General features: G+C 67.0%; 25 protein-coding genes. 20 read left to right on the forward strand and 5 right to left on the reverse strand.

The window, feature by feature from the left end; all coding sequences use genetic code 11:
• From tolR to folD, 12 genes are all read left to right on the forward strand, one after another.
• A complete protein-coding gene (gene tolR, locus K3551_RS17170; protein ID WP_259916090.1) occupies positions 1-477 on the forward strand; it encodes a protein TolR in 477 nt (158 codons plus the stop codon).
• Positions 478-1632, forward strand: a complete 1155-nt coding sequence (locus tag K3551_RS17175; protein ID WP_259916093.1) for an energy transducer TonB — start codon at positions 478-480, stop codon at positions 1630-1632.
• A 118-nt stretch (positions 1633-1750) separates the two neighbouring features.
• Positions 1751-3082 carry a Tol-Pal system beta propeller repeat protein TolB gene (gene tolB / locus K3551_RS17180; RefSeq protein ID WP_259916095.1) on the forward strand — a complete coding sequence of 444 codons (1332 nt, stop codon included), beginning with the start codon at positions 1751-1753 and terminating at the stop codon, positions 3080-3082.
• Between the two features lie 10 nt (positions 3083-3092).
• Complete coding sequence (pal, locus tag K3551_RS17185) at positions 3093-3617, forward strand: peptidoglycan-associated lipoprotein Pal (protein ID WP_259916098.1); 525 nt, start codon at positions 3093-3095, stop codon at positions 3615-3617.
• Positions 3617-4432, forward strand: a complete 816-nt coding sequence (gene ybgF, locus K3551_RS17190; RefSeq protein ID WP_259916100.1) for a tol-pal system protein YbgF — start codon at positions 3617-3619, stop codon at positions 4430-4432. Before pal ends, ybgF begins: the two co-directional genes overlap by 1 nt.
• 85 nt (positions 4433-4517) lie before the next feature.
• On the forward strand, positions 4518-5603 hold the full coding sequence (gene tilS / locus K3551_RS17195; protein WP_259916102.1) for a tRNA lysidine(34) synthetase TilS: 1086 nt from the start codon (positions 4518-4520) through the stop codon (positions 5601-5603).
• Positions 5604-5833: 230 nt separating this feature from the next.
• Positions 5834-7750 (forward strand): ATP-dependent zinc metalloprotease FtsH, encoded by a 1917-nt coding sequence (gene ftsH / locus K3551_RS17200; protein WP_259916105.1) that lies wholly within the window; start codon positions 5834-5836, stop codon positions 7748-7750.
• Between the two features lie 67 nt (positions 7751-7817).
• Positions 7818-8300: a hypothetical protein gene (locus K3551_RS17205; RefSeq protein WP_259916106.1), complete on the forward strand. Its 483-nt coding sequence runs from the start codon at positions 7818-7820 to the stop codon at positions 8298-8300.
• Between the two features lie 107 nt (positions 8301-8407).
• Positions 8408-9013, forward strand: coding sequence for an MOSC domain-containing protein (locus K3551_RS17210; RefSeq protein WP_259916108.1), 606 nt, complete (start codon positions 8408-8410; stop codon positions 9011-9013).
• A gap of 451 nt (positions 9014-9464) precedes the next feature.
• Positions 9465-11138, forward strand: a complete 1674-nt coding sequence (locus K3551_RS17215) for a formate--tetrahydrofolate ligase (RefSeq protein WP_409197389.1) — start codon at positions 9465-9467, stop codon at positions 11136-11138.
• Positions 11138-11758 carry a hypothetical protein gene (locus K3551_RS17220; RefSeq protein WP_259916110.1) on the forward strand — a complete coding sequence of 207 codons (621 nt, stop codon included), beginning with the start codon at positions 11138-11140 and terminating at the stop codon, positions 11756-11758. Before K3551_RS17215 ends, K3551_RS17220 begins: the two co-directional genes overlap by 1 nt.
• Positions 11759-11775: 17 nt before the next feature.
• On the forward strand, positions 11776-12675 hold the full coding sequence (folD, locus tag K3551_RS17225) for a bifunctional methylenetetrahydrofolate dehydrogenase/methenyltetrahydrofolate cyclohydrolase FolD (protein ID WP_259916113.1): 900 nt from the start codon (positions 11776-11778) through the stop codon (positions 12673-12675).
• Between the two features lie 93 nt (positions 12676-12768).
• Here folD and K3551_RS17230 read toward each other — a convergent pair whose 3' ends face one another.
• On the reverse strand, positions 12769-13518 hold the full coding sequence (locus K3551_RS17230; RefSeq protein WP_259916115.1) for an alpha/beta fold hydrolase: 750 nt from the start codon (positions 13516-13518) through the stop codon (positions 12769-12771).
• A gap of 66 nt (positions 13519-13584) precedes the next feature.
• Between K3551_RS17230 and K3551_RS17235 the strand changes: the two genes are divergently transcribed.
• On the forward strand, positions 13585-13950 hold the full coding sequence (locus tag K3551_RS17235) for a hypothetical protein (protein ID WP_259916118.1): 366 nt from the start codon (positions 13585-13587) through the stop codon (positions 13948-13950).
• A 129-nt stretch (positions 13951-14079) separates the two neighbouring features.
• Here K3551_RS17235 and K3551_RS17240 read toward each other — a convergent pair whose 3' ends face one another.
• Positions 14080-14991: a pirin family protein gene (locus K3551_RS17240; protein WP_259916120.1), complete on the reverse strand. Its 912-nt coding sequence runs from the start codon at positions 14989-14991 to the stop codon at positions 14080-14082.
• 109 nt (positions 14992-15100) lie between these two features.
• Between K3551_RS17240 and K3551_RS17245 the strand changes: the two genes are divergently transcribed.
• The gene (locus tag K3551_RS17245; RefSeq protein WP_259916123.1) at positions 15101-15589 is read left to right on the forward strand and encodes a hypothetical protein; all 489 of its coding nucleotides are present in this window, start codon (positions 15101-15103) and stop codon (positions 15587-15589) included.
• Positions 15590-15628: 39 nt separating this feature from the next.
• On the opposite strand, the gene cobT is transcribed toward K3551_RS17245, so the two are convergent.
• Positions 15629-16630, reverse strand: a complete 1002-nt coding sequence (gene cobT / locus K3551_RS17250) for a nicotinate-nucleotide--dimethylbenzimidazole phosphoribosyltransferase (protein WP_259916124.1) — start codon at positions 16628-16630, stop codon at positions 15629-15631.
• 90 nt (positions 16631-16720) lie between these two features.
• On the opposite strand from cobT, the gene cobS reads away from it, so the two are divergent.
• The 4 genes from cobS to K3551_RS17270 are packed head-to-tail and all read left to right on the forward strand — an operon-like array spanning position 16721 to position 19504.
• Positions 16721-17455 (forward strand): adenosylcobinamide-GDP ribazoletransferase, encoded by a 735-nt coding sequence (gene cobS / locus K3551_RS17255; RefSeq protein ID WP_259916126.1) that lies wholly within the window; start codon positions 16721-16723, stop codon positions 17453-17455.
• Positions 17456-17464: 9 nt separating this feature from the next.
• Positions 17465-18145 (forward strand): molecular chaperone DjiA, encoded by a 681-nt coding sequence (locus K3551_RS17260; protein ID WP_259916128.1) that lies wholly within the window; start codon positions 17465-17467, stop codon positions 18143-18145.
• Positions 18142-19155 carry an endonuclease/exonuclease/phosphatase family protein gene (locus K3551_RS17265; protein ID WP_259916131.1) on the forward strand — a complete coding sequence of 338 codons (1014 nt, stop codon included), beginning with the start codon at positions 18142-18144 and terminating at the stop codon, positions 19153-19155. Before K3551_RS17260 ends, K3551_RS17265 begins: the two co-directional genes overlap by 4 nt.
• A gap of 16 nt (positions 19156-19171) precedes the next feature.
• Positions 19172-19504 (forward strand): hypothetical protein, encoded by a 333-nt coding sequence (locus K3551_RS17270; RefSeq protein WP_259916133.1) that lies wholly within the window; start codon positions 19172-19174, stop codon positions 19502-19504.
• Between the two features lie 50 nt (positions 19505-19554).
• Here K3551_RS17270 and K3551_RS17275 read toward each other — a convergent pair whose 3' ends face one another.
• Complete coding sequence (locus K3551_RS17275; RefSeq protein WP_259916135.1) at positions 19555-20247, reverse strand: phosphatidylcholine/phosphatidylserine synthase; 693 nt, start codon at positions 20245-20247, stop codon at positions 19555-19557.
• A 99-nt stretch (positions 20248-20346) separates the two neighbouring features.
• Here K3551_RS17275 and K3551_RS17280 point away from each other — a divergent pair, with 99 nt between their 5' ends.
• Both K3551_RS17280 and K3551_RS17285 read left to right on the forward strand, forming a co-directional pair.
• Positions 20347-21642 carry an SDR family oxidoreductase gene (locus tag K3551_RS17280; protein WP_259916137.1) on the forward strand — a complete coding sequence of 432 codons (1296 nt, stop codon included), beginning with the start codon at positions 20347-20349 and terminating at the stop codon, positions 21640-21642.
• The gene (locus K3551_RS17285; RefSeq protein ID WP_259916139.1) at positions 21639-22106 is read left to right on the forward strand and encodes a DUF2269 domain-containing protein; all 468 of its coding nucleotides are present in this window, start codon (positions 21639-21641) and stop codon (positions 22104-22106) included. Before K3551_RS17280 ends, K3551_RS17285 begins: the two co-directional genes overlap by 4 nt.
• Positions 22107-22170: 64 nt before the next feature.
• Here the strand turns inward: K3551_RS17285 and K3551_RS17290 are convergent, their stop codons facing one another.
• Entirely contained in the window at positions 22171-22740 is a 570-nt protein-coding gene (locus K3551_RS17290) for a cytochrome P460 family protein (protein WP_259916141.1), read from the reverse strand.
• Positions 22741-22772 lie beyond the last annotated feature (32 nt).

Genomic DNA, 22772 nt, shown 5'->3' on the forward strand with positions numbered 1-22772 from the left:
ATGGGCGCCGGGGCGATGAAATCCAGCGGCGGCAGCACCCGTCGCAGGCGGCGCGGGGGTGGCGCGCAGCCGATGTCCGAAATCAACGTCACCCCTTTCGTCGACGTCATGCTGGTGTTGCTGATCATCTTCATGGTCGCCGCCCCGCTGCTGACGGCAGGCGTGCCGATCGAACTGCCCGAAACCGCCGCGGCCCCCCTCCCGCAGGAGCAGGAGGAGCCGCTGGCCGTCACAGTCGGCGCCGAGGGTCAGGTCTTCATCGGCTCGACCGAGGTCGCGCGCGAGGAACTGGTGACCCGTCTGGCCGCCATCGCGGGCGAACGGCAGGGTGACCGCGTCTTTCTGCGGGCCGATGGCACCGTCCCCTATGCAGATGTGATGGTGGTGATGGGCGCGCTGAACGCGGGCGGATTTCGCAACATTGGTCTGGTCACCGACGCGGGCGGGCCAACCCTGGACGCGCCCGAGGGCGAATAGATGGAACGCCGCACTGCGGTCACCCTGTCGGCCGGGGCCCACGGTGGCCTGCTGGTCTGGGCCCTGATCGCGGGCTGGTTCCCAGCCACACCAGAGGAAGACACACTCGACGTGGCTGCCGTTTCGGTGATTTCAGCGGCGGAGTTCGATGCGCTGACCTCGCGGGAGCCAGAAGCCGCGCCCGCGCCAGAGGCCCCGGCCGCGCCCACCGCGCCAGAGGTTGCGCCCACGCCGCCGACACCCGCGCCCGACGCACGCCCGGTGCCTGCGCCACAGCCCGAGGCCCCGGTCCCGACACCGCCCGACGCCAATCCCGACGCCAGTCAATTGGCCCCGCCGCCCCGCGCCGATGTGTCGCCCGACGCGCCGGATCCCCTGGCCGCGCCCGCCGAGGACCCGACGGCGACCGTGTCAGATCGTCCGGCCCCGCGCCCCGCACCGCGCGTGGCCCCCACGCCCGCGCCGACGCCCCCCCCCGCCACCGATAGCGCACCTGTCGTGCAAGCCCCGCCGACCCCCGCCGAAGCGGAGGACCCGGTGCAACCCGCCGAAACCCCCGCCGCCCCCGAAGAGGCCGCGCCGGTGATCGTGACCGAGGCCGACACACCTGCGGCGGCCCCTGAACGGTCGGTCCGCCCTGCGCGCCGCCCTAACCGCCCGACGCCCGCCGTGGCAGAGGCCGACACACCTGCCGACGCACCAAGCCCTGCGACGGAAACCGCCAGCAGTGCGCCGCCCGAGCCGGCCGCGCCGCGTGAAATCGACACATCTGCCGCGCTGGCCGCCGCCCTGGGTGCAGCCGCCGAACCTGCACCCTCGGCCCCAGCAGGCCCGCCCCTGACCCAGGGCGAGCGGGATGGCCTGCGGGTGGCTGTCAGCCAATGCTGGAACCTCGGCTCTCTGTCGAGCGAGGCGCTGCGCACCAGGGTCACCATCGCGATGGAGATGAACCGCGACGGCACCCCCCTGACCAACTCGATTCGCCTGGTCGGTTTCACCGGCGGGTCCCAGGCCTCGGCCAACCAGGCCTACGAAGCCGGGCGCCGGGCGATCATCCGCTGTGGTCAGGGCGGATTTGATCTGCCCGAAGAAAAGTTCGAGCAGTGGCGCGAAATCGAGATGACCTTCGACCCAGAACAGATGCGGGGCCGTTGACCGTGCCCCGATTGCAGCAAGCCCCCGCCCCCGAGCGCGCCTTCACGGTGCTGTTATTGAGAAACACGGACAATCCCGCAATATATGCACGATTGTCGCCAACCCCCGTGAGGTGCGCGTGAAACGCCTTTTGACTGTCCTGTTCGTTCTGCTGTCCGCTGCCGCGGTGCTGTCCATCCCGGCGCGAGCGCAGGACGGCCCGCTGCGCATTACCATCACCGACGGCGTGATCGAACCGCTGCCCTTTGCCGTGCCCACCTTCGTTGCCCGCAATGCCGCGGCAGGCGATCTGGCGCAGGACATCACCCGCGTCATCGCCGCCGATCTGTCGAATACCGGCCTGTTCCGCGAAATCCCGAAGGATGCGCATATCGCGCGGATCTCCAGCTTTGACAGTTCCGTCCAGTGGTCCGACTGGAAGGCGATCAACGCGCAGGCCCTGATCACCGGCTCGGTCCTGGTCGAGGGCGATGGCCGCATCGTGGTCCAGTTCCGCCTGTTCGACGTCTTTTCCGAGGCCCCCTTGGGCGAAGGCCTGCAGTTCGTGGGCACCGCCGACGGCTGGCGGCGCATGGCCCACAAGGTGGCCGATGCCGCCTATTCCCGGATCACCGGCGAGGGACCCTATTTCGACAGCCGCGTCGTCTTTGTGTCTGAAACCGGACCCAAGGATGCCCGGCAGAAACGGCTGGCCGTGATGGATTACGACGGGGCCAACGTGCAGTATCTGACCTCGTCCAACGCCATCGTGCTGGCCCCCCGGTTTTCGCCCGACGGGCGGCAGATCGTCTACACCAGCTATGAGAGCGGCTTTCCCCGTGTGACCGTGCTGGACGTGGCGACGCTGGCCCGGCGGACGCTGGGTGATCTGAACACCAACATGAGCTTTGCGCCGCGCTTTTCGCCCGATGGCACGCAGGCAGTGTTTTCCGCAGAAGTCGCGGGAAACACGGATCTTTACCTGCTGAACCTTGGATCTGGCGCGACGACCCGCCTGACCACGGCCCCATCGATCGAGACGGCGCCCAGCTTTTCGCCCGACGGCAGCCGCATCGTGTTCGAAAGCGACCGGTCTGGCGCGCCGCAGATCTATGTGATGTCGGCCAACGGCGGCGAAGGCGACCGGATTTCATTTGGGGCGGGCCGTTACGGCACGCCGGTCTGGTCGCCGCGCGGTGATCTGATCGCATTCACCAAACAGAACGCGGGCCGGTTCCACATCGGCGTCATGCGGACCGACGGGTCCGAGGAACGCCTGCTGACCGGTGCCTTCCTGGACGAAGGCCCAACCTGGGCCCCCAATGGCCGCGTCGTCATGTTCACCCGCGAAACGGCGGGTGCCAACGGGGCGCCCGCGCTCTATTCCGTGGACATCACTGGACGCAACCTGCAACGTGCCGCAACGCCGGCCGCCGCCTCCGACCCTAGTTGGGGGCCCCTTCTCAATTGAGGACAAGAGCATGAAAACAAAGGCCATTCTTCTGATCTCCGCGCTTGCCCTGGCCGGCTGCGGCGGTCAGCCTTTCGACCGCGACGATGCGGTCGATCTGAACGCGGGTGCGGGCGGGTTCGGCGCGGGCGCGGGCGGTGTCGTGCCAGGCAGCGTCAACGACCCGACGTCTGCCGCCTACTTCCAGCAGGTCGTGGGCGACCGCGTGTTGTTCGCGGTGGACCAGTCGACCCTGTCACCCGAAGGCCGCGCAACCCTGACCGCGCAGGCGGAATGGATGATCGCAAACCCCGCCTATACGGCCCTGATCGAAGGCCATGCAGACGAACAGGGAACGCGAGAATACAACCTGGCCCTGGGCGGTCGCCGCGCCAATTCCGCACGCGATTTCCTTGTGTCGCAGGGCGTTCCCGCCAGCCGCATGCGCACCATCAGCTACGGCAAGGAACGCCCGTTGCAGATCTGCTCGACCGAAGCCTGCTATAGCCAGAACCGCCGCGCGGTGACCGTCCTGGCGGCAGGGGCGGGTGTCTGATGCGGCTTGCGCTTGCCCTGACAATCGCGCTGGCCACCCCTGTGGCCGCGCAGGACAACACGCAGACACTGGCGGATATTCGTCAGCAGTTATCAGTGCTTAACGTCGAAATGCAGCAGCTGACGCAGGAACTGTCGACCACCGGTGCGCCCGCGCTGGGGATAGAGGGTACGTCGTTCCCCGATCGCGTCATCAGCCTGGAAGCGCAGCTTCAGGCGTTGACCTCCAAGGCGGAGCAGTTGTCATTCCGGGTCGAGAGCATTGCACGTGACGGCGGCAACCGGATCGAGGACCTGCGATTCCAGCTTTGCGAGTTGACGACGGACTGCGATCTGGGTGCCTTGCCGACCCCCGGCCCACTGGGTGGCGCAGCCCAGGCCACGGGCGGCACCTCGGCCCCGGCACCCGCACCAACCGACGCGCCGCAGCTTGCCGTCGGAGAGCAGGCGGAGTTCGGCGCCGCCAGGGCCCTGCTGGACCAGGGACAGAATACGCAGGCCGCCCAAGCACTTGAGCGGTTCGTGGCGACCTATCCGACCGGCCCCCTGACAACCGAGGCACAGTTCCTGCGCGGCCAGGCCTTGTCGCGAGAGGCGGACCATGCGGGCGCTGCACGCGCCTATCTGGAGGCGTTCTCGGGCGCGCCGGAGGGTGCGGTGGCGCCGGACGCCTTGCTCGGCTTGGGCCGGGCGTTGGGCGCGTTGGGGCAAAGGGACGAGGCCTGCCTGACCTTGTCGGAGGTGGGCATCCGCTTCCCTCAGGCCACGGCCACGGGACAGGCCAATTCGGCGCTGGCGGAGTTTGGCTGCTCCTGAGCTTCATCTGACTGCGGACGACGCCCCTTTTGGCGTCGCCGTCTCCGGCGGGGCGGACAGCCTCTCCGTTCTTTTATCATGTAAATTGCATAACTTGCGCGTCCGGGCCGCCACCGTCGACCACGGGCTTCGACCTGCCTCTGCGGCCGAGGCTGCAACGGTCGGGACCCTTTGCGCGGCGCGCGGCATCCCCCACGACACGCTGCCGCTGTCCCTGTCTGATGGCGCTGACCTGCAAGCGCGGGCGCGGGACGCGCGTTATGCGGCCTTGGCAGATTGGGCGCGGTGGCGTGGGGTACGCTCGGTTCTGTTGGGGCATACGGCGGACGACGTGGCCGAGACGCTGTTGATGCGGCTCAACGACGGGGCCGGTTTGAACGGGCTGTCGGCCATGGCCCCGCGTTTTTCACGTTTTGGGGTTACTTTTTTACGCCCTTTTCACACTTTGCGGCGAAATTGCCTGCGGGATTTCGTGCTGGCGCAGGGCGTGACGCCGATCGACGACCCCAGCAACGAGAACCCGCGCTTTGAACGCGTGCGGGTGCGGCAGCTGATCCGGGATCTGGGACTGCCCGTCGATCAACTCGCTGCATCGGCACGCGCCTTGTCAGAGGTGCGCACGTCGGTCGAGGCGCAGACCCTGCGCCTTGCAACGGCCTATGTCAGCGAAGATCGGGGGGATCTGCTGATCAAGCCGCATGACCTGGCGGCGCTGCTTGGCGATGCCGAACAGGCGCGGCGCGTGTTGTTGCGCGCGCTGAGCTGGATAAATGGCGGGACGTATCCCCCGCGTCGGGCCGAACAGGTCGAGCTGATGCGGCGTGTCGCGGCAGGCGAGGATGCGACCCTGGCCGGTTGCCTGCTGCGGCATCGGGCCACGGGGCTGCGGATCGCGCGGGAACCGGCGGCGGCCTTGCGGGCAAGGGACGCGGTGCCGGGGACGGTCTGGGATGGGCGGTGGCGTGTGACGGCACGGGGCGGGGACCTGTCGGGTCTGTCGATTCGCGCCTTGGGGGGCGCCGTGACCGACGTGGACTGGCGGGCGATCGGCTTGCCCCGGTCCAGCGTCATGGCCCGACCGGCGATCTGGCGGGGGGCCGCGTTGCTGGCCGTTCCAGGCCTGTCCGAAGGTTGGCGCGCCGACTGCGAACCGGTTTGGCCCGAAGGGTAAGCGGCCCGCCCCCTTCCCTGGCCAGAAACCCGGCGAAAACGCAGTAACAGCCGTCGTCACCGGTGCCTCGCGCCCCCGGATTTACGGCCTGAAATCGCCGCAATGCGCGACAAAGCTGCTGCATTCAGGCGCGGATCGGGGAATTGCGTTGAACACAGGCCAGCAATCCCTATCTTGCAGGTCAACAGTCGCGCGGGCGAACCGGCCTGCGCCATACGGAGGAAATCCCCTTGGGTAACGCGCGTTCCATCGCATTCTGGGTGGTCCTTTTTGTCCTCGTCATGGCCCTGTTCCAGCTCTTCTCGGGCGGCCAGAGCGCGATGTCGGCACGAGAGGTCCCCTATTCCGAGTTCGTCAACCAGGTCGAGAACGGCTCCGTCAGCGCGGTGACGCTGGACGGAGAGCGGATCATCTTCCGCGGGGTCGGCGGATCGGAGCAGATCACCATCAAACCCGCCGACGTCGACGTGACGGAAACGCTGCTCGACAACGATGTCGCCATCAGCGCCGAAAGCCAGGAACAATCCGGCTTCATGTCGGCGCTGGGCCTGTGGTTGCCGTTCCTGGTGCTGATCGGGATCTGGATCTTCTTCATGAACCGGATGCAGGGCGGCGGCAAAGGCGGGGCCATGGGCTTTGGCAAATCGAAGGCCAAGCTGCTGACTGAAAAGCACGGTCGCGTGACGTTCGACGACGTGGCGGGCATCGACGAAGCCAAGGACGACCTGGAAGAGATCGTTGAATTCCTGCGCAACCCGCAGAAGTTCAGCCGCCTGGGTGGCAAGATCCCCAAAGGTGCGCTGCTGGTCGGCCCTCCGGGCACCGGCAAGACGTTGCTTGCACGGGCTGTGGCCGGTGAAGCGGGCGTGCCGTTCTTCACCATCTCCGGTTCCGACTTTGTCGAGATGTTCGTGGGTGTCGGCGCCAGCCGGGTGCGCGACATGTTCGAACAGGCCAAGAAAAACGCGCCCTGCATCATCTTCATCGACGAAATCGACGCCGTGGGCCGGTCGCGTGGCGTGGGTTATGGCGGGGGCAACGACGAGCGTGAGCAGACGTTGAACCAGCTGCTGGTCGAGATGGACGGCTTTGATGCCAACGAGGGCATCATCATCGTCGCGGCCACCAACCGTCCCGACGTTCTGGACCCCGCGTTGCTGCGTCCCGGGCGGTTCGACCGTCAGGTGCAGGTGCCGAACCCCGACGTGAAGGGTCGTGAAAAGATCCTGACCGTTCACGCCCGCAAGGTGCCGCTGGGTGCCGACGTCGACCTGCGCATCATCGCCCGTGGCACGCCCGGTTTCTCTGGTGCGGATCTGGCGAACCTGGTGAACGAAAGCGCCCTGCTGGCGGCGCGGATCGGGCGCCGTGTGGTCACGATGGAGGACTTCGAGCAGGCCAAGGACAAGGTCATGATGGGCGCGGAGCGTCGGTCCATGGTCATGACCGAGGACGAAAAGAAGCTGACAGCCTACCACGAGGCCGGTCACGCCGTCGTCGGCCTGAACGTCCCGCAGCACGACCCGATCCACAAGGCGACGATCATCCCGCGCGGCCGTGCGCTGGGCCTGGTGCTGTCTTTGCCGGAGCGGGATCGGATTTCGGCCAGCTATCAATGGTTCACCTCGCGCATCGCGATGGCCATGGGCGGGCGCGTGGCCGAAGAGTTGATCTTCGGCAAGGAGAACATCACCTCCGGCGCGTCGCAGGACATCAAGCAGGCCACGCAAATGGCCCGCGCGATGGTCACCCAATACGGCTATGCCCACGAAGAGCTGGGCTTCGTCGATTACGCCAATGAGCAGCAGAGCTATCTGGGTGCCTATGGCGGTGGCACGAACCACTCGTCCGAAACGCAGCGCCTGATCGACGAGAAGGTCAAGGATATCATCAACGACGGCTACGAGACGGCCAAACGGATCCTGACCGAAAAGGCTGACGCCTTGGAGAACCTGGCCCAGGGCCTGTTGGAATACGAGACGCTGACCGGGCCGGAGATCACCAAGGTGATCAACGGCGAGCCGCTGAACCGCGACGATGACGACGACGGCATCGACAGCGGCGGCAGCAGCCTGACGGCGGTGCCGAAAACCAAGCCAAAGGCCAAGTCGCCCGACGTGGGCCCCGCCCCGGAGCCGAGCGCCTGAGACCTCAGCCACACAACCGCACCGCCCCGCAGTCCCCTGCGGGGCGGTTTGCGTATGGGGGTCTGCCATGCTGAGCGTTCTGGCCGATATTGCCGATCTTCTGGCGGCGTTCGGGGTGATCGCTTCGATCCTGGTGCTGAGCTGGGAATTGCATCAGACGCGCAAGCAGTCGGAACTGGCCAACTGGCGAGACGTCCTGCAAACACTGAGCGACTACAAGGCGCAGGCAACGGATCCCGATCTGGCGGACCTGCTGGTACGGGGCCATGCGGATTACTGCGCGCTGACCGAGGCGGAGCGTCTGCGGTATGGCATGTATCTGGAACAGGGCGTGCACATCTATGGCAACTTTCTGAAGCACAACGATTCCCTGCCACGCAAGTTGATCGGGCTGGACGATGCCATCGGAAATCACTTTGTTGATTTGCTGGGCACGCCCGGCGGGGCCGCCTGGTGGGCGGAGGCGCGGAAGACCGGGCATATGATGCCGGCTACCTATCGCACCGTGGACGCGGCGCTGACCAAGGGGCGGATCGCGACCGACGTCTGACCTGCCCCAATATGGCGCGGTGAAATATCAGATGTCAGGCAACGTCGATTGGCGGCCCCGCTCTGGCCCGCTAGATCCACGGGACACCCCAGCACCGGAGACCCGCTATGCCCGCCCTCGTCCGTACCGACATCATCGGCCGCATCGACTGGATCGGCACCGTCGCCGACCGGCAGGCCGCGCTGGCCTCTGCCCCAGTGGCGGAAATGGCGCTGACCTTTGCCGGACCACAGGGTGAGGATCACGGCGGGTTGACCCGACCCTCCTGCTCACGCGTGACGTCACAGTATCCCAAGGGCACTGAGATCCGGAACACCCGGCAGCTTTGCGTGATGGCGGCAGAGGAACTGGCGCAGATCGCGGCCACCATCGGCGTCGAGACCTTTGATCCGCGCTGGGCCGGGGCGAACCTGGTCGTTGCCGGCATCCCGGATTTCAGCCACCTGCCGCCGTCGTCGCGCCTGCAATCAGAGACGACGGGAGCCACGATCACGGTCGACATGCTGAACCACCCCTGCCATCTGCCCGCACCGGTCATCGACGTGGACGCGCCGGGACAGGGACGCGCGTTCAAGGCCGCGGCCAAGGGGCTGCGCGGCGTGACGGCCTGGGTGGAGCGGGAGGGGATATTCCGCCCGGGCGATGCAATCCGATTGCATGTACCGGAGCAACGGGCCTGGCGCGGGGCGTCTGGAATGGTGGCAGGCACCTAGGGCCTGCCACCATCACGGGGCGCACGAACACGAGGGGGGATGAGACGTGCGCCCGAGGGAGAGCCATTATCAGGCGAGCGCGAGACCCGCGATCATGGCAAGGGCGATACCGGACAGAAATCCAGCCTGGATCAGAACAGTGGTGAGGGTCATGGCAGTGCCTCCGGGCAAAAACTCGCGCATCGGGCGATACGCTGAACATAATGTTGCATTGCCCAGTTAACGAATAACTTAGAAACAAGTTCCCGTGATTCGAACGGTCGGATTTTTTTGATCCGGGACCGATCTAGGCGGCACGCCCCGTCCCCCAATCGGGCCCCTGCGTTTCCGATCTGCACCGCGATGTCCGCAACGCGACGCACGCACGGGCCAAGATGTCGCATTTCGATGCTCTTTCCCCCTGCCGGTGAGCCTAGGCGTTGTGGCAATCAAGGCGCGAAAGGATCCCATCATGCCCCTGACCGACATCGAGATCGCCCGCGCCGCCAAAAAGCGCCCCATCCAGGAGATCGGGGAAAAGCTGGGCATCGGCACCGATGATCTGCTGCCCTACGGCCACGACAAGGCCAAGGTCAGCCAATCCTTCATCAACTCGGTCAAGGATCGCCCCAACGGCAAGCTGATCCTGGTCACCGCGATCAACCCCACCCCCGCCGGTGAGGGCAAGACCACCACTACGGTCGGTCTGGGCGACGGTCTGAACGCCATCGGCAAAAAGGCGATGGTCTGCATCCGCGAAGCCTCTCTCGGGCCGAACTTCGGCATGAAGGGCGGGGCCGCGGGCGGTGGCTATGCGCAGGTTGTCCCGATGGAGGAAATGAACCTCCACTTTACCGGCGATTTCCACGCTATCACCAGCGCGCACAGCCTGCTGTCGGCCATGATCGACAACCATATCTATTGGGGCAACGAGCTGGAAATCGACGTCCGTCGCGTCGTCTGGCGCCGCGTCGTCGACATGAACGATCGGGCCCTGCGCCAGATCACCGCATCGCTGGGCGGCGTGGCCAACGGCTTTCCGCGCGAAGCGGGGTTCGACATCACCGTCGCCTCCGAGGTGATGGCCTGCCTGTGCCTGGCCAACGACCTGGCAGACCTGCAAAAACGGCTGGGCGACATGATCGTGGCCTATCGCCGCGACCGCACCCCGGTCTATTGCCGTGACATCAAGGCCGATGGCGCGATGACGGTCCTGCTGAAGGACGCGATGCAGCCGAACCTGGTGCAGACGTTGGAAAACAACCCGGCCTTTGTGCACGGCGGCCCCTTTGCCAACATCGCACACGGCTGCAATTCGGTCATCGCCACGACCACGGCGTTGAAACTGGCCGACTATGTGGTGACCGAGGCGGGCTTCGGCGCCGATCTGGGTGCCGAGAAGTTCATGAACATCAAATGCCGCAAGGCGGGCATCGCACCGGATTGCGTCGTGCTGGTCGCGACGGTCCGCGCCATGAAAATGAACGGCGGCGTGGCAAAGGCCGATCTGGGTGACGAAAACGTCGACGCCGTGAAAGCGGGTTGCGCCAACCTTGGTCGCCACATCGGCAACATCAAATCCTTTGGGGTTCCGGTGGTCGTCGCCATCAACCATTTCACCGGTGACACCGAAGCCGAAGTGGCCGCCGTTCAGGACTATGTCGCATCACAAGGGTCCGAGGCGATCATTTCGCGCCACTGGGCCGACGGCTCTGCCGGATCAGCCGATCTGGCCAGACGCGTGGCCAAGATCGCGGACAGCGGCATCAGCCACTTTGCCCCGATCTATCCCGACGATATGCCGCTGTTCCAGAAGATGGAGACAATCGCCAAGCGGATCTATCATGCCGACGAGGTACTGGCCGACAAGAAGATCCGCGATCAGCTGAAGGCCTGGGAGGATCAGGGCTATGGCAACCTGCCGATCTGCATGGCGAAAACGCAGTACTCCTTTTCGACCGACCCGAACCTGCGCGGCGCGCCTGTGGGCCACTCGGTTCCCGTGCGCGAAGTGCGCCTGTCCGCCGGGGCCGGCTTTATTGTCGCGGTCTGCGGCGACATCATGACCATGCCTGGCCTGCCTCGTGTGCCATCAGCCGAAAAGATCGGTCTGAACGCAGCGGGTGAGGTGGAAGGGTTGTTCTGATGGATGGGCCCCGTCGGGGTTGCGCCGCCCGCGGGCGTCGCGCGGAAATCGGGCGCGCGGGGGCATCGAGCCCCCCCGCGCCCGTGGCCTCCGGCGGAGGTATTTCTGGCCAGAGGAAGATAGCCCTGCTGCTGGCCTGTGTCCTGGCGGGACCGGTTTCGGCGGATCCCTGGTTCCACCACCCATTTGGCGAGTTGCGCGCCTATCACGCAGACTGGCTGGCCGTCTGCCGTGATCTGGGGGACGGACTCTGCCGTGCGGTGCAGTTTCGCCGGTTGAGCGCGGACGGGTTCTTTGGCGAAGGACGGCTGACGCTGGCGTTGGGGCCGGATGGCTGGACGCAGGGCGTTTATGACGGGACCATGGCTGCGGGTGCCACGCTTTCGGCATCGGTGGACGGGGCCGCGCCCGTTGCCCTGGAGGCGCGCGCGGGCGAGCCGGACCTGTCGAATGTATCCCAATCGGTCTGGGCCCCTGTGCCGACTTCGCTGTTGGCGGCTTTGCGCGGTGGAAACCGGTTGCGCGTGCTGTTCCCCGGCGGCGAAGAGACCTATTCCCTGCGCGGCATCACCGCTGCGACCGATGCCATCCTGGTGCAGGTCGCCAGGCGCACAGACTGACTTCGAAGGAATATCCCATGACGGCCACATTGATCGACGGCAAGGCATTCGCCGCCACCATCCGCGCCCGCGTCACCCAGGAAGTGGCCCGGGTCAAGGCCGCAGGCATTACCCCCGGCCTGGCCGTCGTTCTGGTCGGCAAGGATCCGGCCAGCGCCGTCTACGTCCGCAACAAGGGCAAACAGACCGTCGAAGTCGGGATGGAGAGCTTTGAGCACAAGCTGCCCGCCGACACCCCCGAAGCGGACCTGCTGGACCTGATCGCCAAGCTGAACGCCGACCCCGCGGTGCATGGCATCCTGTGCCAGCTGCCGGTGCCAGATCACATCGACGCGGAAAAGGTCCTGGCGGCGATCGACCCCGCGAAGGATGTCGACGGCTTCCACATTTCCAATGTCGGACTGCTGGCGACGGGACAAAAGGCGATGGTGCCCTGCACGCCACTGGGCTGCCTTATGATGCTGCGCGACCACCATGGGTCGCTGTCGGGGCTGGAGGCGGTCGTGGTCGGACGGTCGAACATCGTCGGCAAGCCGATGGCGCAACTGCTGCTGGGCGACAGCTGTACGGTCACCGTGGCCCATTCGCGCACCAGGGACATCGAAGCCGTCGTCAAGCGGGCCGACATTGTCGTGGCCGCCGTCGGCCGGCCCGAGATGGTGACGGGTGACTGGCTGAAGCCGGGTGCCACGGTGATCGACGTGGGTATCAACCGGATCGATGCGCCGGAAAAAGGCGCGGACAAGACGCGCCTCGTGGGCGATTGCCATTTCGACAGCTGCGCCGAGGTGGCGGGCGCCATCACCCCCGTGCCGGGCGGGGTGGGCCCGATGACCATCGCCTGCCTGCTGGCCAATACGCTGACGGCCTGCTGCCGCGCCCATGGTCTGGCCGAGCCGGAGGGGCTGACGGCCTGAGGCAAGCGCCTTCGCGACTGTCTTCTTCTCGGCAAAAATTACTCCGGGGGTCCGGGGGCTGGCCCCCGGCCTTCGCGATCGGCGCGCCCCGGCTCAGGCGTCCAGAAAGGCGCGGCAGGCGGCTTCGAACTCGCGCGGTTTCTGTGCATGCAGCCAGTGGCCCGCGCCCGGAATCCTGGCGAACTTCGCGTCCGCAAACAGCGTCTTGATGCCGTCCCGATGCTCCGGCAGGACATAGTCGCTGTCGCCGCCCGACAGGAACAGGGTGGGGCCAGCGAAATGGCCAGCGACCTTTGGGAACCCGATGATCTTGGGCATCTCGCTCTCCAACGTGTCCAGGTTCAGGGTCCAGCGCCCCTGTGACACGTCCAGCGACTGCAGCAGGAACGACCGAGTGCCGTCGTCGGGCACAATCGCGAGCTGCGCCGCCGCATCAGACCGGCGGGTCACCCGGCTCAGATCGACAGCACGCATCGCCGCGATCAGGTGGGCCTGGGTGTGGCCATAGCTTACGGGCGCGATGTCAGCCACGATCAGGCGCCGCACGGCCTGGGGTCGGGTCAGGGCCAGCATCATCGCCGCCTTGCCGCCCATGGAGTGGCCGATCACATCGTGGGGCCGGTCGCCGATCACCTCTGCCAGGTCGGCCGCCAGATCCGAATAGCTGTGCCCGTCCTGCCAGGCCGAAGCCCCGTGGTTGCGCATGTCGACCGCCACCACTTGCCGCGTATCCGACAGGCGTTTCGCGATCACGCCCCAGTTGCGGGCGGACCCGAACAGGCCATGGGCAATCAGGAGCGGGGGGCGGTCCGTCGGTTCGCCATGGAGGATCGTGTTCAACATGGAAACGGATTATCGCGGCCCGAGGCCAATTGCCAGCCGCAGGCGTGGGCCCGTAAGGTTCGGCCCATGCAAGACCGCCTGCTGAACCGAATTGACGAGGTCGACGCCCTGCTGGGCGAACGCCTGCACCTGAGCGGCCCCCTGCGCCGCAAGCTGTCGGCGGCGCGCGGGCGGCTGCCACGTGTCGCCCTGCGCCAGGCGCGGGAGCTTCTGGAGGCAAAGGGCCGATTGGCCAACCCCACCACCGCCCGGGCCCTGGACCGCAGCCGGGTCGAACAGACCTGCGCCATGCTGGAACGTCACCTGTCTGCCGTGCCCGAAGGCAAATACCGCAAGCGGGCCTGGTCGGCGATGATCGCGGTCATCGCGCTGCGGGTGCTGGCGGTGCTGGTCCTGGTGGGTGTCGTGCTGATCTGGCGCGGGTTCATCTGACCGGTCGGTCAAAGGCAAGGCGGCCTGAAGCCCGCCCTACCCTCACGATCGTCAGCCGTAGGGCGGGCTTCAGGCCGCCGCGCCCGGTTGGATCCGTTCATCGCAGTCGCTGTGGTCGGGTCGGCGAGATCAGTGTGCGGGCTTGATGAACGTGCCGTTGCGCAGCTCTTTCATCGCCTGCATCAGCTCGGCCTGGGTGTTCATCACGATCGGACCGTGCCAGGCCACCGGCTCCTTGATCGGCGCGCCCGAGACGAGCAGGAAACGCACCCCCTCCTCGCCCGCTTGCACCGTGACCTCATCCCCGGTGCCAAATCGGATCAGGGTACGGTTTCCGGACAGGTCGCGGATGTTGACCTCCTGCCCCTTCACCTCTTTCTCCAACAAGACGCCTTGGGGTGCAGAGGCATCGGCGAACGCTCCGGCGCCGTCGAAGACGTAGGCAAAGGTCTGACGGTAGGTATCCACCTTGAAGGTTTTGCGCAGCCCGGCGGGGACCGAGATATCCAGATACTGCGGATCGGCGGCGATGCCGTCGACCGGCCCGCGCCTGCCCCAGAAGCCACCGATGATGACCCGGACACGGGTACCGTCGTCGTCGGTGACCTCGGGGATCTCGCCCCCCTCGATGTCCTGATAGCGGGGCGCGGTCATCTTCAGGTGCCCCGGCAGGTTCGCCCAAAGCTGGAAGCCGTGCATCTGGCCGCGGGCGTTCCCCCTGGGCATCTCCTGATGCAGGATGCCGGACCCGGCGGTCATCCACTGCACCGATCCGGGGCCAAGCAGGCCGCTGTTGCCAAGCGAATCGCTGTGCTCGACCGCGCCCTCCAACACATAGGTGATCGTCTCGATCCCCCGGTGGGGGTGCCAGGGAAACCCCTTGTCGAAGTGGGCGGGGTCATCGTTGCGAAAGTCGTCGAGCAGCAGAAAGGGATCCTGTTCGGACGGGTCGCCGAAGCCGAAGGCGCGGTGCAGGTGTACGCCCGCGCCCTCCATCGTGGGTTGGGCGCGGCGGGTTTCGAGAACGGGGCGGATCGACATGGCACACCTCCTGCGGGTCGCGCCAAGGGTGCGCCCCCGGGCACCGAGCCGCAACGCCCTTCCGCGAACGGAGATTGTGCGTGCCCGCGCAGGGCGCTAGGCCGGGGGCATGACTGAGCCTCTCCATATCCTGCGCCCCTCGGCCCCGCGCCGCCTGTTCGGGCTGATCGTGCAACTGCTGCTGGGGGCGGTTCTGCTCTATATGGCGGTGGTTTTCCCGCCGGAGGAGCTGTTCTGGCAAGTATTCCTGTTCGTTCTGGGCGGAGCCTCTCTCTACTTGGGCATGCGCGGCTGGCAGGGATCGGCGGTCGGCATCGTGTTGGACGAAAACGGGCTGCGCGAGGAGGACGGGCGCATGATCGCGCCGCTCGATCAGATCGCCTCGGTCGACCGGGCGCTGTTCAGCTTCAAGCCATCGAATGGGTTTTTGATCCGCACCAAGGCACCCCTGGGCCGGGCCTGGGTGCCGGGCATGTGGTGGCGGCTGGGACGGCGGGTTGGCATCGGCGGGGTCACCGGCGGGGCCGAGACCAAGATCGTCGCCGATGCCCTGTCATTCATGGTCGCACAGCGCGACGAAGGGGAGGCAAATCCTTAGATAAGGATTTGCGCAGAGTTTTCGAAAACTCTGCCCCCCTCAGCCAGCCGCGACGCCCGCCTCGGCAAAGGTCGCCATACCGGAATGGCAGGCGATCGCACCGCGCAGCACCTGAATGGCCAGCGCCGCGCCCGAGCCTTCGCCCAACCGCAGGCCCAGCGACAGCAGCGGTGCCTTGCCCATGGCGTCCAGCATGCGGGCATGCGCGCCCTCGGCGGACAGGTGCCCCGCGGCGCAGTGGTCCAGCGCGCCCGCATCTTCCGCCTGCAAGGTCAGGGCCGCGGCACCACAGATGAACCCGTCCAGGATCACCGGCACCCGCCGCGCCCGCGCGCCTGCGATGGCACCGGCCATGGCCGCGATCTCTCGGCCGCCAAGGCCCGCCAGAACCTCCAACCCGGTCCGTCCCGGATTGGCCCGTAGGCCCGCGGCAACCGCCGCCTCCTTGCGCGCGAGGCCTGCGTCATCGACGCCAGTGCCGCGCCCGGCCCAGCCGTCCCCCCCCAGAAGCGCCGCGGCGATGGCCGCCGCCGACGTGGTGTTCGCGATGCCCATTTCCCCGGTGACCAGCAGGTCGGCGTCGTCCGACACCGCGTCCCAACCGGTCGCGAAGGCCGCGCACATCTCCGCCTCGGACATGGCGGGGCCTTGGGTAAAATCCGCGGTGGGCCGATCCAGGTTCAGCGCATGCACGTCCAGCCGCGCCCCTGCCAGATCCGACAACTGGTTGATCGCCGCCCCGCCCGCGCGGAAGTTGGCGACCATCTGCACCGTCACCTCGGGGGGGAAGGCGCTGACGCCCTGGGCGGCAACCCCGTGGTTGCCTGCAAAGACCAGCACCTGCGGCGCGGTGATCCGGGGCCGGGCATCGCCGCGCCAACCGGCATACCACCCTGCCAGATCCTCCAGCCGGCCCAAGGCGCCCGGCGGCTTGGTCAGTTGGCCATTGCGATCGGCGGCACCGGCCACGGCCCCTGCGTCGGACGTGGGCTGCGCGGCCAGGGCGGCGCGGATGGCGGCAAAGGAAGTCAGGTCGGTCATGGTCTCTCCGAAGTCTCGTCCCGCCTGTCTTTACCGGGCGGGGCCGGGCCGCTATGCGACAGATCGGCCCCCCTGCCAAGCCGGAGCGACATGTCTTTGAAATCCGACCTGATCTCGGCCCTGATGCTGCTGACGCGCCTGCCGGTGCGGGGGACACCGACGCCGGTGGCCGCTCGGGCCGCCTGGGCCTGGCCGCTGGCCGGGTTGGCGGTTGCGGTGCCTGCCGGTGCGCTGGGCTGGGGCGCGCTGGCGCTGGGTCTGCCGTCCGGCTTTGCCGCGGCACTGACGCTGGCGGCATTGGTCATGGCGACCGGGGCCTTGCACGAAGACGGATTGGCGGATCTGGCCGACGGGTTCTGGGGCGGGTTTGACCGAGACCGGCGCCTGGCCATCATGCGCGACAGCAGGATCGGGGCCTACGGGGTGATCGCGCTGGTTCTGTCGCTGTTGGCGCGCTGGCTGTTGCTGGTCGAAGCGGCTGCAGAAGGCGCGTTGCTGCCGGTCGTGATCGTCGCGGCGATGGCCAGTCGCGCCCCGATGACGGCGCTGATGCGGTGGCTGCCGCCCGCGCGCACCGATGGGCTGAGTCGCGCCAGCGGTGTGCCCGACGCGCGCGGCTGCACCGTGGCCCTGGCGATTGCGGCCCTGGTGTTGCTGTCGCAGGGCATCGTCCTTGCCCTGCTGGCCGCAGCCTTTGGCGGGGCTGTCGTGCTGGGACTTGCCCGGATCGCGCAGGCCAAGATCGGCGGCCAGACCGGCGATGTTCTGGGGGCGTCGCAGCAACTGTGCGAAATTGCCATTCTCGCGGCGCTGGTCGCGCGTTAGGGTCCGGCCATGACCCTTTGGCAACGCATATTGGAGGCGCTGGCCCGCCTCGCCCCCGGAGAACGGCTGTCGGCCCTGTTCGAACAGCTGCGCGCCCCGCCCGAACGCTCTGTCGCCTTTACCATCGCCGTCATCGCGCTGTCGGCCAAGATGGCCAAGGCGGATGGCACCGTGACGCGGGATGAGGTCATGGCCTTTCGCGCGATTTTCACGATCCCCCCCGAAGAGCTGGAGAACGCTGCGCGTGTTTTTGATCTGGCCCGCACCGATGTGGCCGGGTTCGAGGACTATGCCCGGCGCATCGCCGCGATGTTCGATGACGATTCGGAGGTGCTGCGCGACCTGATGGAGGGCCTGTTCCAGATCGCCATGGCCGATGGGGCCTATCACCCGGCCGAAGACGACTTTCTGCTGCGCGTGGCGCAGATCTTTGGCCTGGCCGAGCGGGAATTTCGGGCCCTGCGCACACGGTTCGTGCCGGGTGCGGATCCCGATTGTTATGACGTGCTGGGCGTGACCCCCGACACGCCGCTGGACGAAATCCGCGCCGCCTGGCGCAAAAAGGTGCGCGACACCCATCCCGACCGGATGATCGCGCGCGGCCTGCCGGAGGAAGCCGTGAAGATGGCCGAGAAGCGTCTGATCGCCATCAATCGCGCCTGGGAACGGATCCAGGCAGGCACCGCGTGACCGACCCGCGCGGGTTTCGGTTCGTCACCTGGAACGTCGAGTGGTTCGACCGCCTGGTGGATGATGCCGGTGGCCTGCGCCACGAAAACGGCTGGTCCGCCCGCTATCAGGTGACAAAGGCCCGACAGCTTGATGCAATCGCAGGTGTGCTGCGCTGGATCGACGCCGATGCGGTGTTGGTGGTCGAGGCACCGGACACCTCGCACCGCCGCTCTGGCATGGCGGCCTTGGAAACCTTTGCCGAATGGGCCGGGCTGCGGGCCGGGCGCGCCTTGATCGGCTTTGCCAATGACACCCGGCAGGAAATCGCGCTGATTTACGATCCTGCCCGCGTGACCGCACGCCACGCCCCGGGCGACAACGCCGAGGCCCCCCGCTTTGATCAGGTGTTCGGCTTCGATTTGGACAGTGACCTGCGGGCCGAGCGGCTGGTCTGGTCGAAACCACCGCTTGAGGTGGATCTGACCCTGGCCGACGGGCGCGCGCTGCATCTGATCGGGGTCCATGCCAAGTCAAAGGCCCCCCACGGCGCAGTCGATGCAGCCGATGAACTGCGGCTCAACATCCTGAACCGACGCAAGCAATTGGCGCAATGCATCTGGCTGCGACGGCGCGTTGATCAGCGGCTTGCCGAAGGGCGCAGCCTGATCGTCGCCGGGGATTTCAACGATGGCCCCGGTCTGGACCGCTTCGAGGGATTGTTCGGACGGTCCGGCGTGGAAATCGTGCTGGGCGACGGGGCGACGGCGCTGCACGATCCCTCGGCCCATGCGCCCCGGCTGGGGGCAGCCAGCCCGCATACCGCGCGGTTTTGGGACAATACCAACAAACGCTATCTGAACGCCTTGCTGGATTTCGCCATGGTTAGCCCAGACTTACGCGATGGGGCAACCTGGCGCATCCTGCATCCTCATGACAGCGTCGAGGCGTTGCGCGATGCGCAACTGCGCGCCGATTTGCTGGATGCATCGGACCACTTTCCGGTCGTGCTTGACCTGCCGCCGGGCTGACCCCACCTTTCAGCCTATGAAAGCCCTGCTGATCCTGCCCTTCCTTGCCCTGCCCGTCGCCGCGCAGGAGGCCGAGCCGCCGTCCCTCATGGAACGGGGCCTGAAGCTGTTCATGGAAGGCCTGATGGAGGAGATGGAGCCTGCGCTGCGCGATCTCGAAGGGCTGGCCGAAGAGGCCGCGCCCCTGATGCGCGAGTTGCAGGAGGATCTGTCCGAACGGTTCGGCGACCTGAACGCCTATCACGCGCCAGAGATCCTGCCCAATGGCGACATCCTGATCCGTCGTCGCGATCCGCTGGACCCGGACGTGCCGATAGAACCGAACGAGGATGGGTCGATCGACCTCTGACACGCGCAGCGCGCAGCCGTGGCCACGTCCCGGACGGGTGCGTACCGGCTCTAGACGCCCCGGCCCAGCACCTGTTGCACCGCGCCCGCCAACAGCAGGTAGACCGAGGTCAGACCAAAGGCCCAGGCCCAGCCCCCGGACAGACCAAATTCCCCCCAGGCCGCCACAAAGGCCAGGATCATCCAGGCGAATGTCACGATCAACGTCAGGGGCCGCCACTGCGCTGTGCGGACCGGGTGGACGAACCGGATCGGCAAGAACATCGCCGCCGCCAGCACCAGACTGCCCAAGAAGGTCAGCCAGGGGTTCGGCTGCAACACGAACACCACCAGCGCGACCATGTTCCAGCATCCGGGGAACCCCTCGAAGCTGGCGTCCGGCGTCTTCATCCGCGTGTCCGCGAAATACAGCGCCGAGGCGAAGGGGATCACCGTCAGCATGCCCCAGCCCGCCCAGCCCGGCACCAAGCCCGAAGCATAGAGCGCATAGGCCGGAATGAAGACATAGGTCAGGTAATCGATGATCAGGTCCAGCAGCACACCGTCGAATCGCGCCGCATGCAACGTCACGTCCCAGCGCCGCGCCAGCGGGCCATCGACCCCGTCCACCACCAGCGCCGCAAGCAACCACAGGAACATCCAGGACCAATTCGCCTCGACCGCGGCCAGCAGCGAGAACATGGCAAAGACCGCGCCGGTGGCGGTCAGCAGATGAACGGAGAGAGCGCGGGTGCGGGGCCACATGGGGCACACATGGCCCGCCCGAGCCCCGTTGTCGAGGGTGCTGGGCACCACTGACGTCGGCTGTCATAGTTCGCATCGGACCAAATGCCGGAGGGCGCGATGACCAAGGCCCTGATCCTGGGCGGCTACGGATTGATCGGGGCCGCCTGCCTGCGCGCACTGCGCGACGCGGGGGTGCAGGTCGTGGGCCTTGGGCGATCTGCCACGGCGGCGGCGCGGGTCGATCCTGACGGCGATTGGCTGTTCGCGGATATGGCACGGATGACCGTGGCCGATTGGCAGGACGCGCTGGCCGGGGTGGACGTGGTGGTCAATGCCGCCGGAGCCCTGCAGGACAGCGGCCGTGACGATCTGGCCGGCGTGCATTCCACCGCACCCGAACGATTGGTCACCGCGCTGGAGGGATCGGGCGTGCGGGTGATCCAGATCTCGGCCGTCGGCGTCTCGGCGCAGGCGGACACCGCGTTTTACCGCACCAAGGCCCGCGGTGATGCCGCCGTACGCGGGTATGACGGACCCTGGGTGATCCTGCACCCGGGCCTTGTGCTGGCGTCTGCCGCCTATGGCGGAACGGCGTTGTTGCGGGCGGCGGCGGCCTTGCCGGGCATCGTCCCGCAGGTTTACCCCCGGACCCGCATCCAGACCGTCGCCATGGCGGACCTGACCCAAGCAGTCATTCTGTGCGCCCAGGGTGCGATCCCGTCGGGAACCGAGGCAGATCTGGTCGAGCCCGAGGCCCATTCCCTGCCCCGGATCACAAGGCACCTGCGCAGGTGGCTGGGCCTGCCCCCCGCACGCCTGTCTGTGCCCATGCCTGCCCCGCTGCTGTCGCTGATCGGGCGCGGGGCCGATGCCTTGGCCTGGCTTGGCTGGCGGTCGCCCCTGCGCAGCACGGCGCTGCGCGTCCTGGCCACAGACGTGACAGGCGATCCGGGCCCGTGGGCGGCGGCAGGCGGGCCGCCGTGCCGGTCGTTGGCGGATACGCTCCGCTCGCTGCCCGCCACGGTCCAGGATCGGTGGTTCGCCCGCCTTTGGCCCCTGCTGCCCCTCTCCATCGCGGTCCTGTCGCTGTTCTGGCTGACCTCGGGCGCGGTAGGGCTTTGGCAGTGGGCAGCGGCGGCCGAGGTTCTGACCGCGCGCGGCACCTCGCCCGGCGTGGCCCTTGCGGCGGTCGTCGGAGGCGGCCTGGCGGATGTGGCCTTGGGGCTTGCGATCCTGTGGCGCCGCTGGGCGCGGGCGGCCTGCGTCGGCATGGCCATCCTGGCCACCGCCTACCTGCTGGGCGGGACGATCCTGACGCCCGACCTCTGGTCCGACCCGCTGGGCCCCTTCACCAAGATCCTGCCCGCGATCCTTCTGCCGTTGATGACCGCCGCGATGCTGGAGGACCGATGACCCACGACCTGCTGCTGTATGCCCATGTCATCGGCGCGACGGTCCTTTTGGGTACGGGGGCGGGTATCGCATTTTTCATGCTGATGTCCCACAGGTCCGGCGATGCGGCCCTGGTCGCGCATGTGGCGGGGATCGTGGTGATCGCGGACCTGGTGTTTACCGCGACGGCAGCCATCGCACAGCCGGTCACCGGCACCGCCTTGGCCATTCTGGCCGGCTGGCCGCTGACCTCGGGCTGGGTGGCGTGGTCGCTGGTTCTCTATGTCGTCGTGGGGGCGTTCTGGCTGCCGGTGGTCTGGATCCAGCTGCGGATGCGCGATCTGGCCCGCGCCGCCCGCGACAAAGGCACCGCCCTGCCGCGCGCCTATCATCGCCTGTTTAGGATCTGGTTCGCCTGCGGCGTGCCGGCCTTTGTCGCGGTGCTGACGATTGTCTGGCTGATGGTGACCAAGCCGGTGGTCTGAAAAGAACCGGGCGCGCCGGAGCTATGAACCTCCGACGCGCCCGACACTCGTTACCCTTGTCCCGTCAATTCGACAGGCGGACCTCTTCTAGGGGGTAGCCCATGCTGTCTTGCGATTCGAAAGCGACGTGGCAGTCGTGGCAGAATGCCTGGCTGATCTTCAGCGGTTTGCCGTTCGGCTGAACCCCCGAATAGAACCAGTTGTCATAATCCGGTGCGTCGTCGACCTTGGTCATGAAGAACAGCGGCCCGACCCGGCCCGTGCCCTTGCGCACCGCGACCGATTCCTTGGCCAGGATCGAACCCACGGGCATTTCGAAATCACCGTCTTCGAATTTCAGATACTGCTCGGCGGCGATATCGTTGACGAAGGTATTCAGGAACCGTTCGCCATGGGGGCCGGCCACAGCCATGCGCGTCGCCGTGGGGGTCCAGCTGCGATAGGCGGCGGCGATCTCGTCACCTTCTTTGGTGTAGCCCTGGATCATCCGCTCGGACATGCAATCATACAGCGCGGCAACCCCGGCATCATCCAGATCCCAGTGATCGCCTTCCACGGCGCAGGCCTCCTGCGCGGCGGCAGGCAGGGTAAACAGGGCGGTGGCCGCGGCGGCAGCAAGGGTAAGGGCGCGCATCTTCATCTCCGAGTTGATTTGTCGCAGCCGTT

The sequence above is a fragment of the Jannaschia sp. M317 genome (assembly GCF_025141175.1).
GTDB lineage: Bacteria > Pseudomonadota > Alphaproteobacteria > Rhodobacterales > Rhodobacteraceae > Jannaschia.

Coding starts and splice junctions, on each gene's coding strand:
- tolR (WP_259916090.1), top strand. CDS start 1: ATGGGCGCCGGGGCGATGAAATCCAGCGGCGGCAGCACCCGTCGCAGG.
- K3551_RS17175 (WP_259916093.1), top strand. CDS start 478: ATGGAACGCCGCACTGCGGTCACCCTGTCGGCCGGGGCCCACGGTGGC.
- pal (WP_259916098.1), top strand. CDS start 3,093: ATGAAAACAAAGGCCATTCTTCTGATCTCCGCGCTTGCCCTGGCCGGC.
- ybgF (WP_259916100.1), top strand. CDS start 3,617: ATGCGGCTTGCGCTTGCCCTGACAATCGCGCTGGCCACCCCTGTGGCC.
- K3551_RS17205 (WP_259916106.1), top strand. CDS start 7,818: ATGCTGAGCGTTCTGGCCGATATTGCCGATCTTCTGGCGGCGTTCGGG.
- K3551_RS17210 (WP_259916108.1), top strand. CDS start 8,408: ATGCCCGCCCTCGTCCGTACCGACATCATCGGCCGCATCGACTGGATC.
- K3551_RS17215 (WP_409197389.1), top strand. CDS start 9,465: ATGCCCCTGACCGACATCGAGATCGCCCGCGCCGCCAAAAAGCGCCCC.
- K3551_RS17220 (WP_259916110.1), top strand. CDS start 11,138: ATGGATGGGCCCCGTCGGGGTTGCGCCGCCCGCGGGCGTCGCGCGGAA.
- folD (WP_259916113.1), top strand. CDS start 11,776: ATGACGGCCACATTGATCGACGGCAAGGCATTCGCCGCCACCATCCGC.
- K3551_RS17230 (WP_259916115.1), bottom strand. CDS start 13,518: ATGTTGAACACGATCCTCCATGGCGAACCGACGGACCGCCCCCCGCTC.
- K3551_RS17235 (WP_259916118.1), top strand. CDS start 13,585: ATGCAAGACCGCCTGCTGAACCGAATTGACGAGGTCGACGCCCTGCTG.
- K3551_RS17240 (WP_259916120.1), bottom strand. CDS start 14,991: ATGTCGATCCGCCCCGTTCTCGAAACCCGCCGCGCCCAACCCACGATG.
- K3551_RS17245 (WP_259916123.1), top strand. CDS start 15,101: ATGACTGAGCCTCTCCATATCCTGCGCCCCTCGGCCCCGCGCCGCCTG.
- cobT (WP_259916124.1), bottom strand. CDS start 16,630: ATGACCGACCTGACTTCCTTTGCCGCCATCCGCGCCGCCCTGGCCGCG.
- cobS (WP_259916126.1), top strand. CDS start 16,721: ATGTCTTTGAAATCCGACCTGATCTCGGCCCTGATGCTGCTGACGCGC.
- K3551_RS17260 (WP_259916128.1), top strand. CDS start 17,465: ATGACCCTTTGGCAACGCATATTGGAGGCGCTGGCCCGCCTCGCCCCC.
- K3551_RS17270 (WP_259916133.1), top strand. CDS start 19,172: ATGAAAGCCCTGCTGATCCTGCCCTTCCTTGCCCTGCCCGTCGCCGCG.
- K3551_RS17275 (WP_259916135.1), bottom strand. CDS start 20,247: ATGTGGCCCCGCACCCGCGCTCTCTCCGTTCATCTGCTGACCGCCACC.
- K3551_RS17280 (WP_259916137.1), top strand. CDS start 20,347: ATGACCAAGGCCCTGATCCTGGGCGGCTACGGATTGATCGGGGCCGCC.
- K3551_RS17285 (WP_259916139.1), top strand. CDS start 21,639: ATGACCCACGACCTGCTGCTGTATGCCCATGTCATCGGCGCGACGGTC.
- K3551_RS17290 (WP_259916141.1), bottom strand. CDS start 22,740: ATGCGCGCCCTTACCCTTGCTGCCGCCGCGGCCACCGCCCTGTTTACC.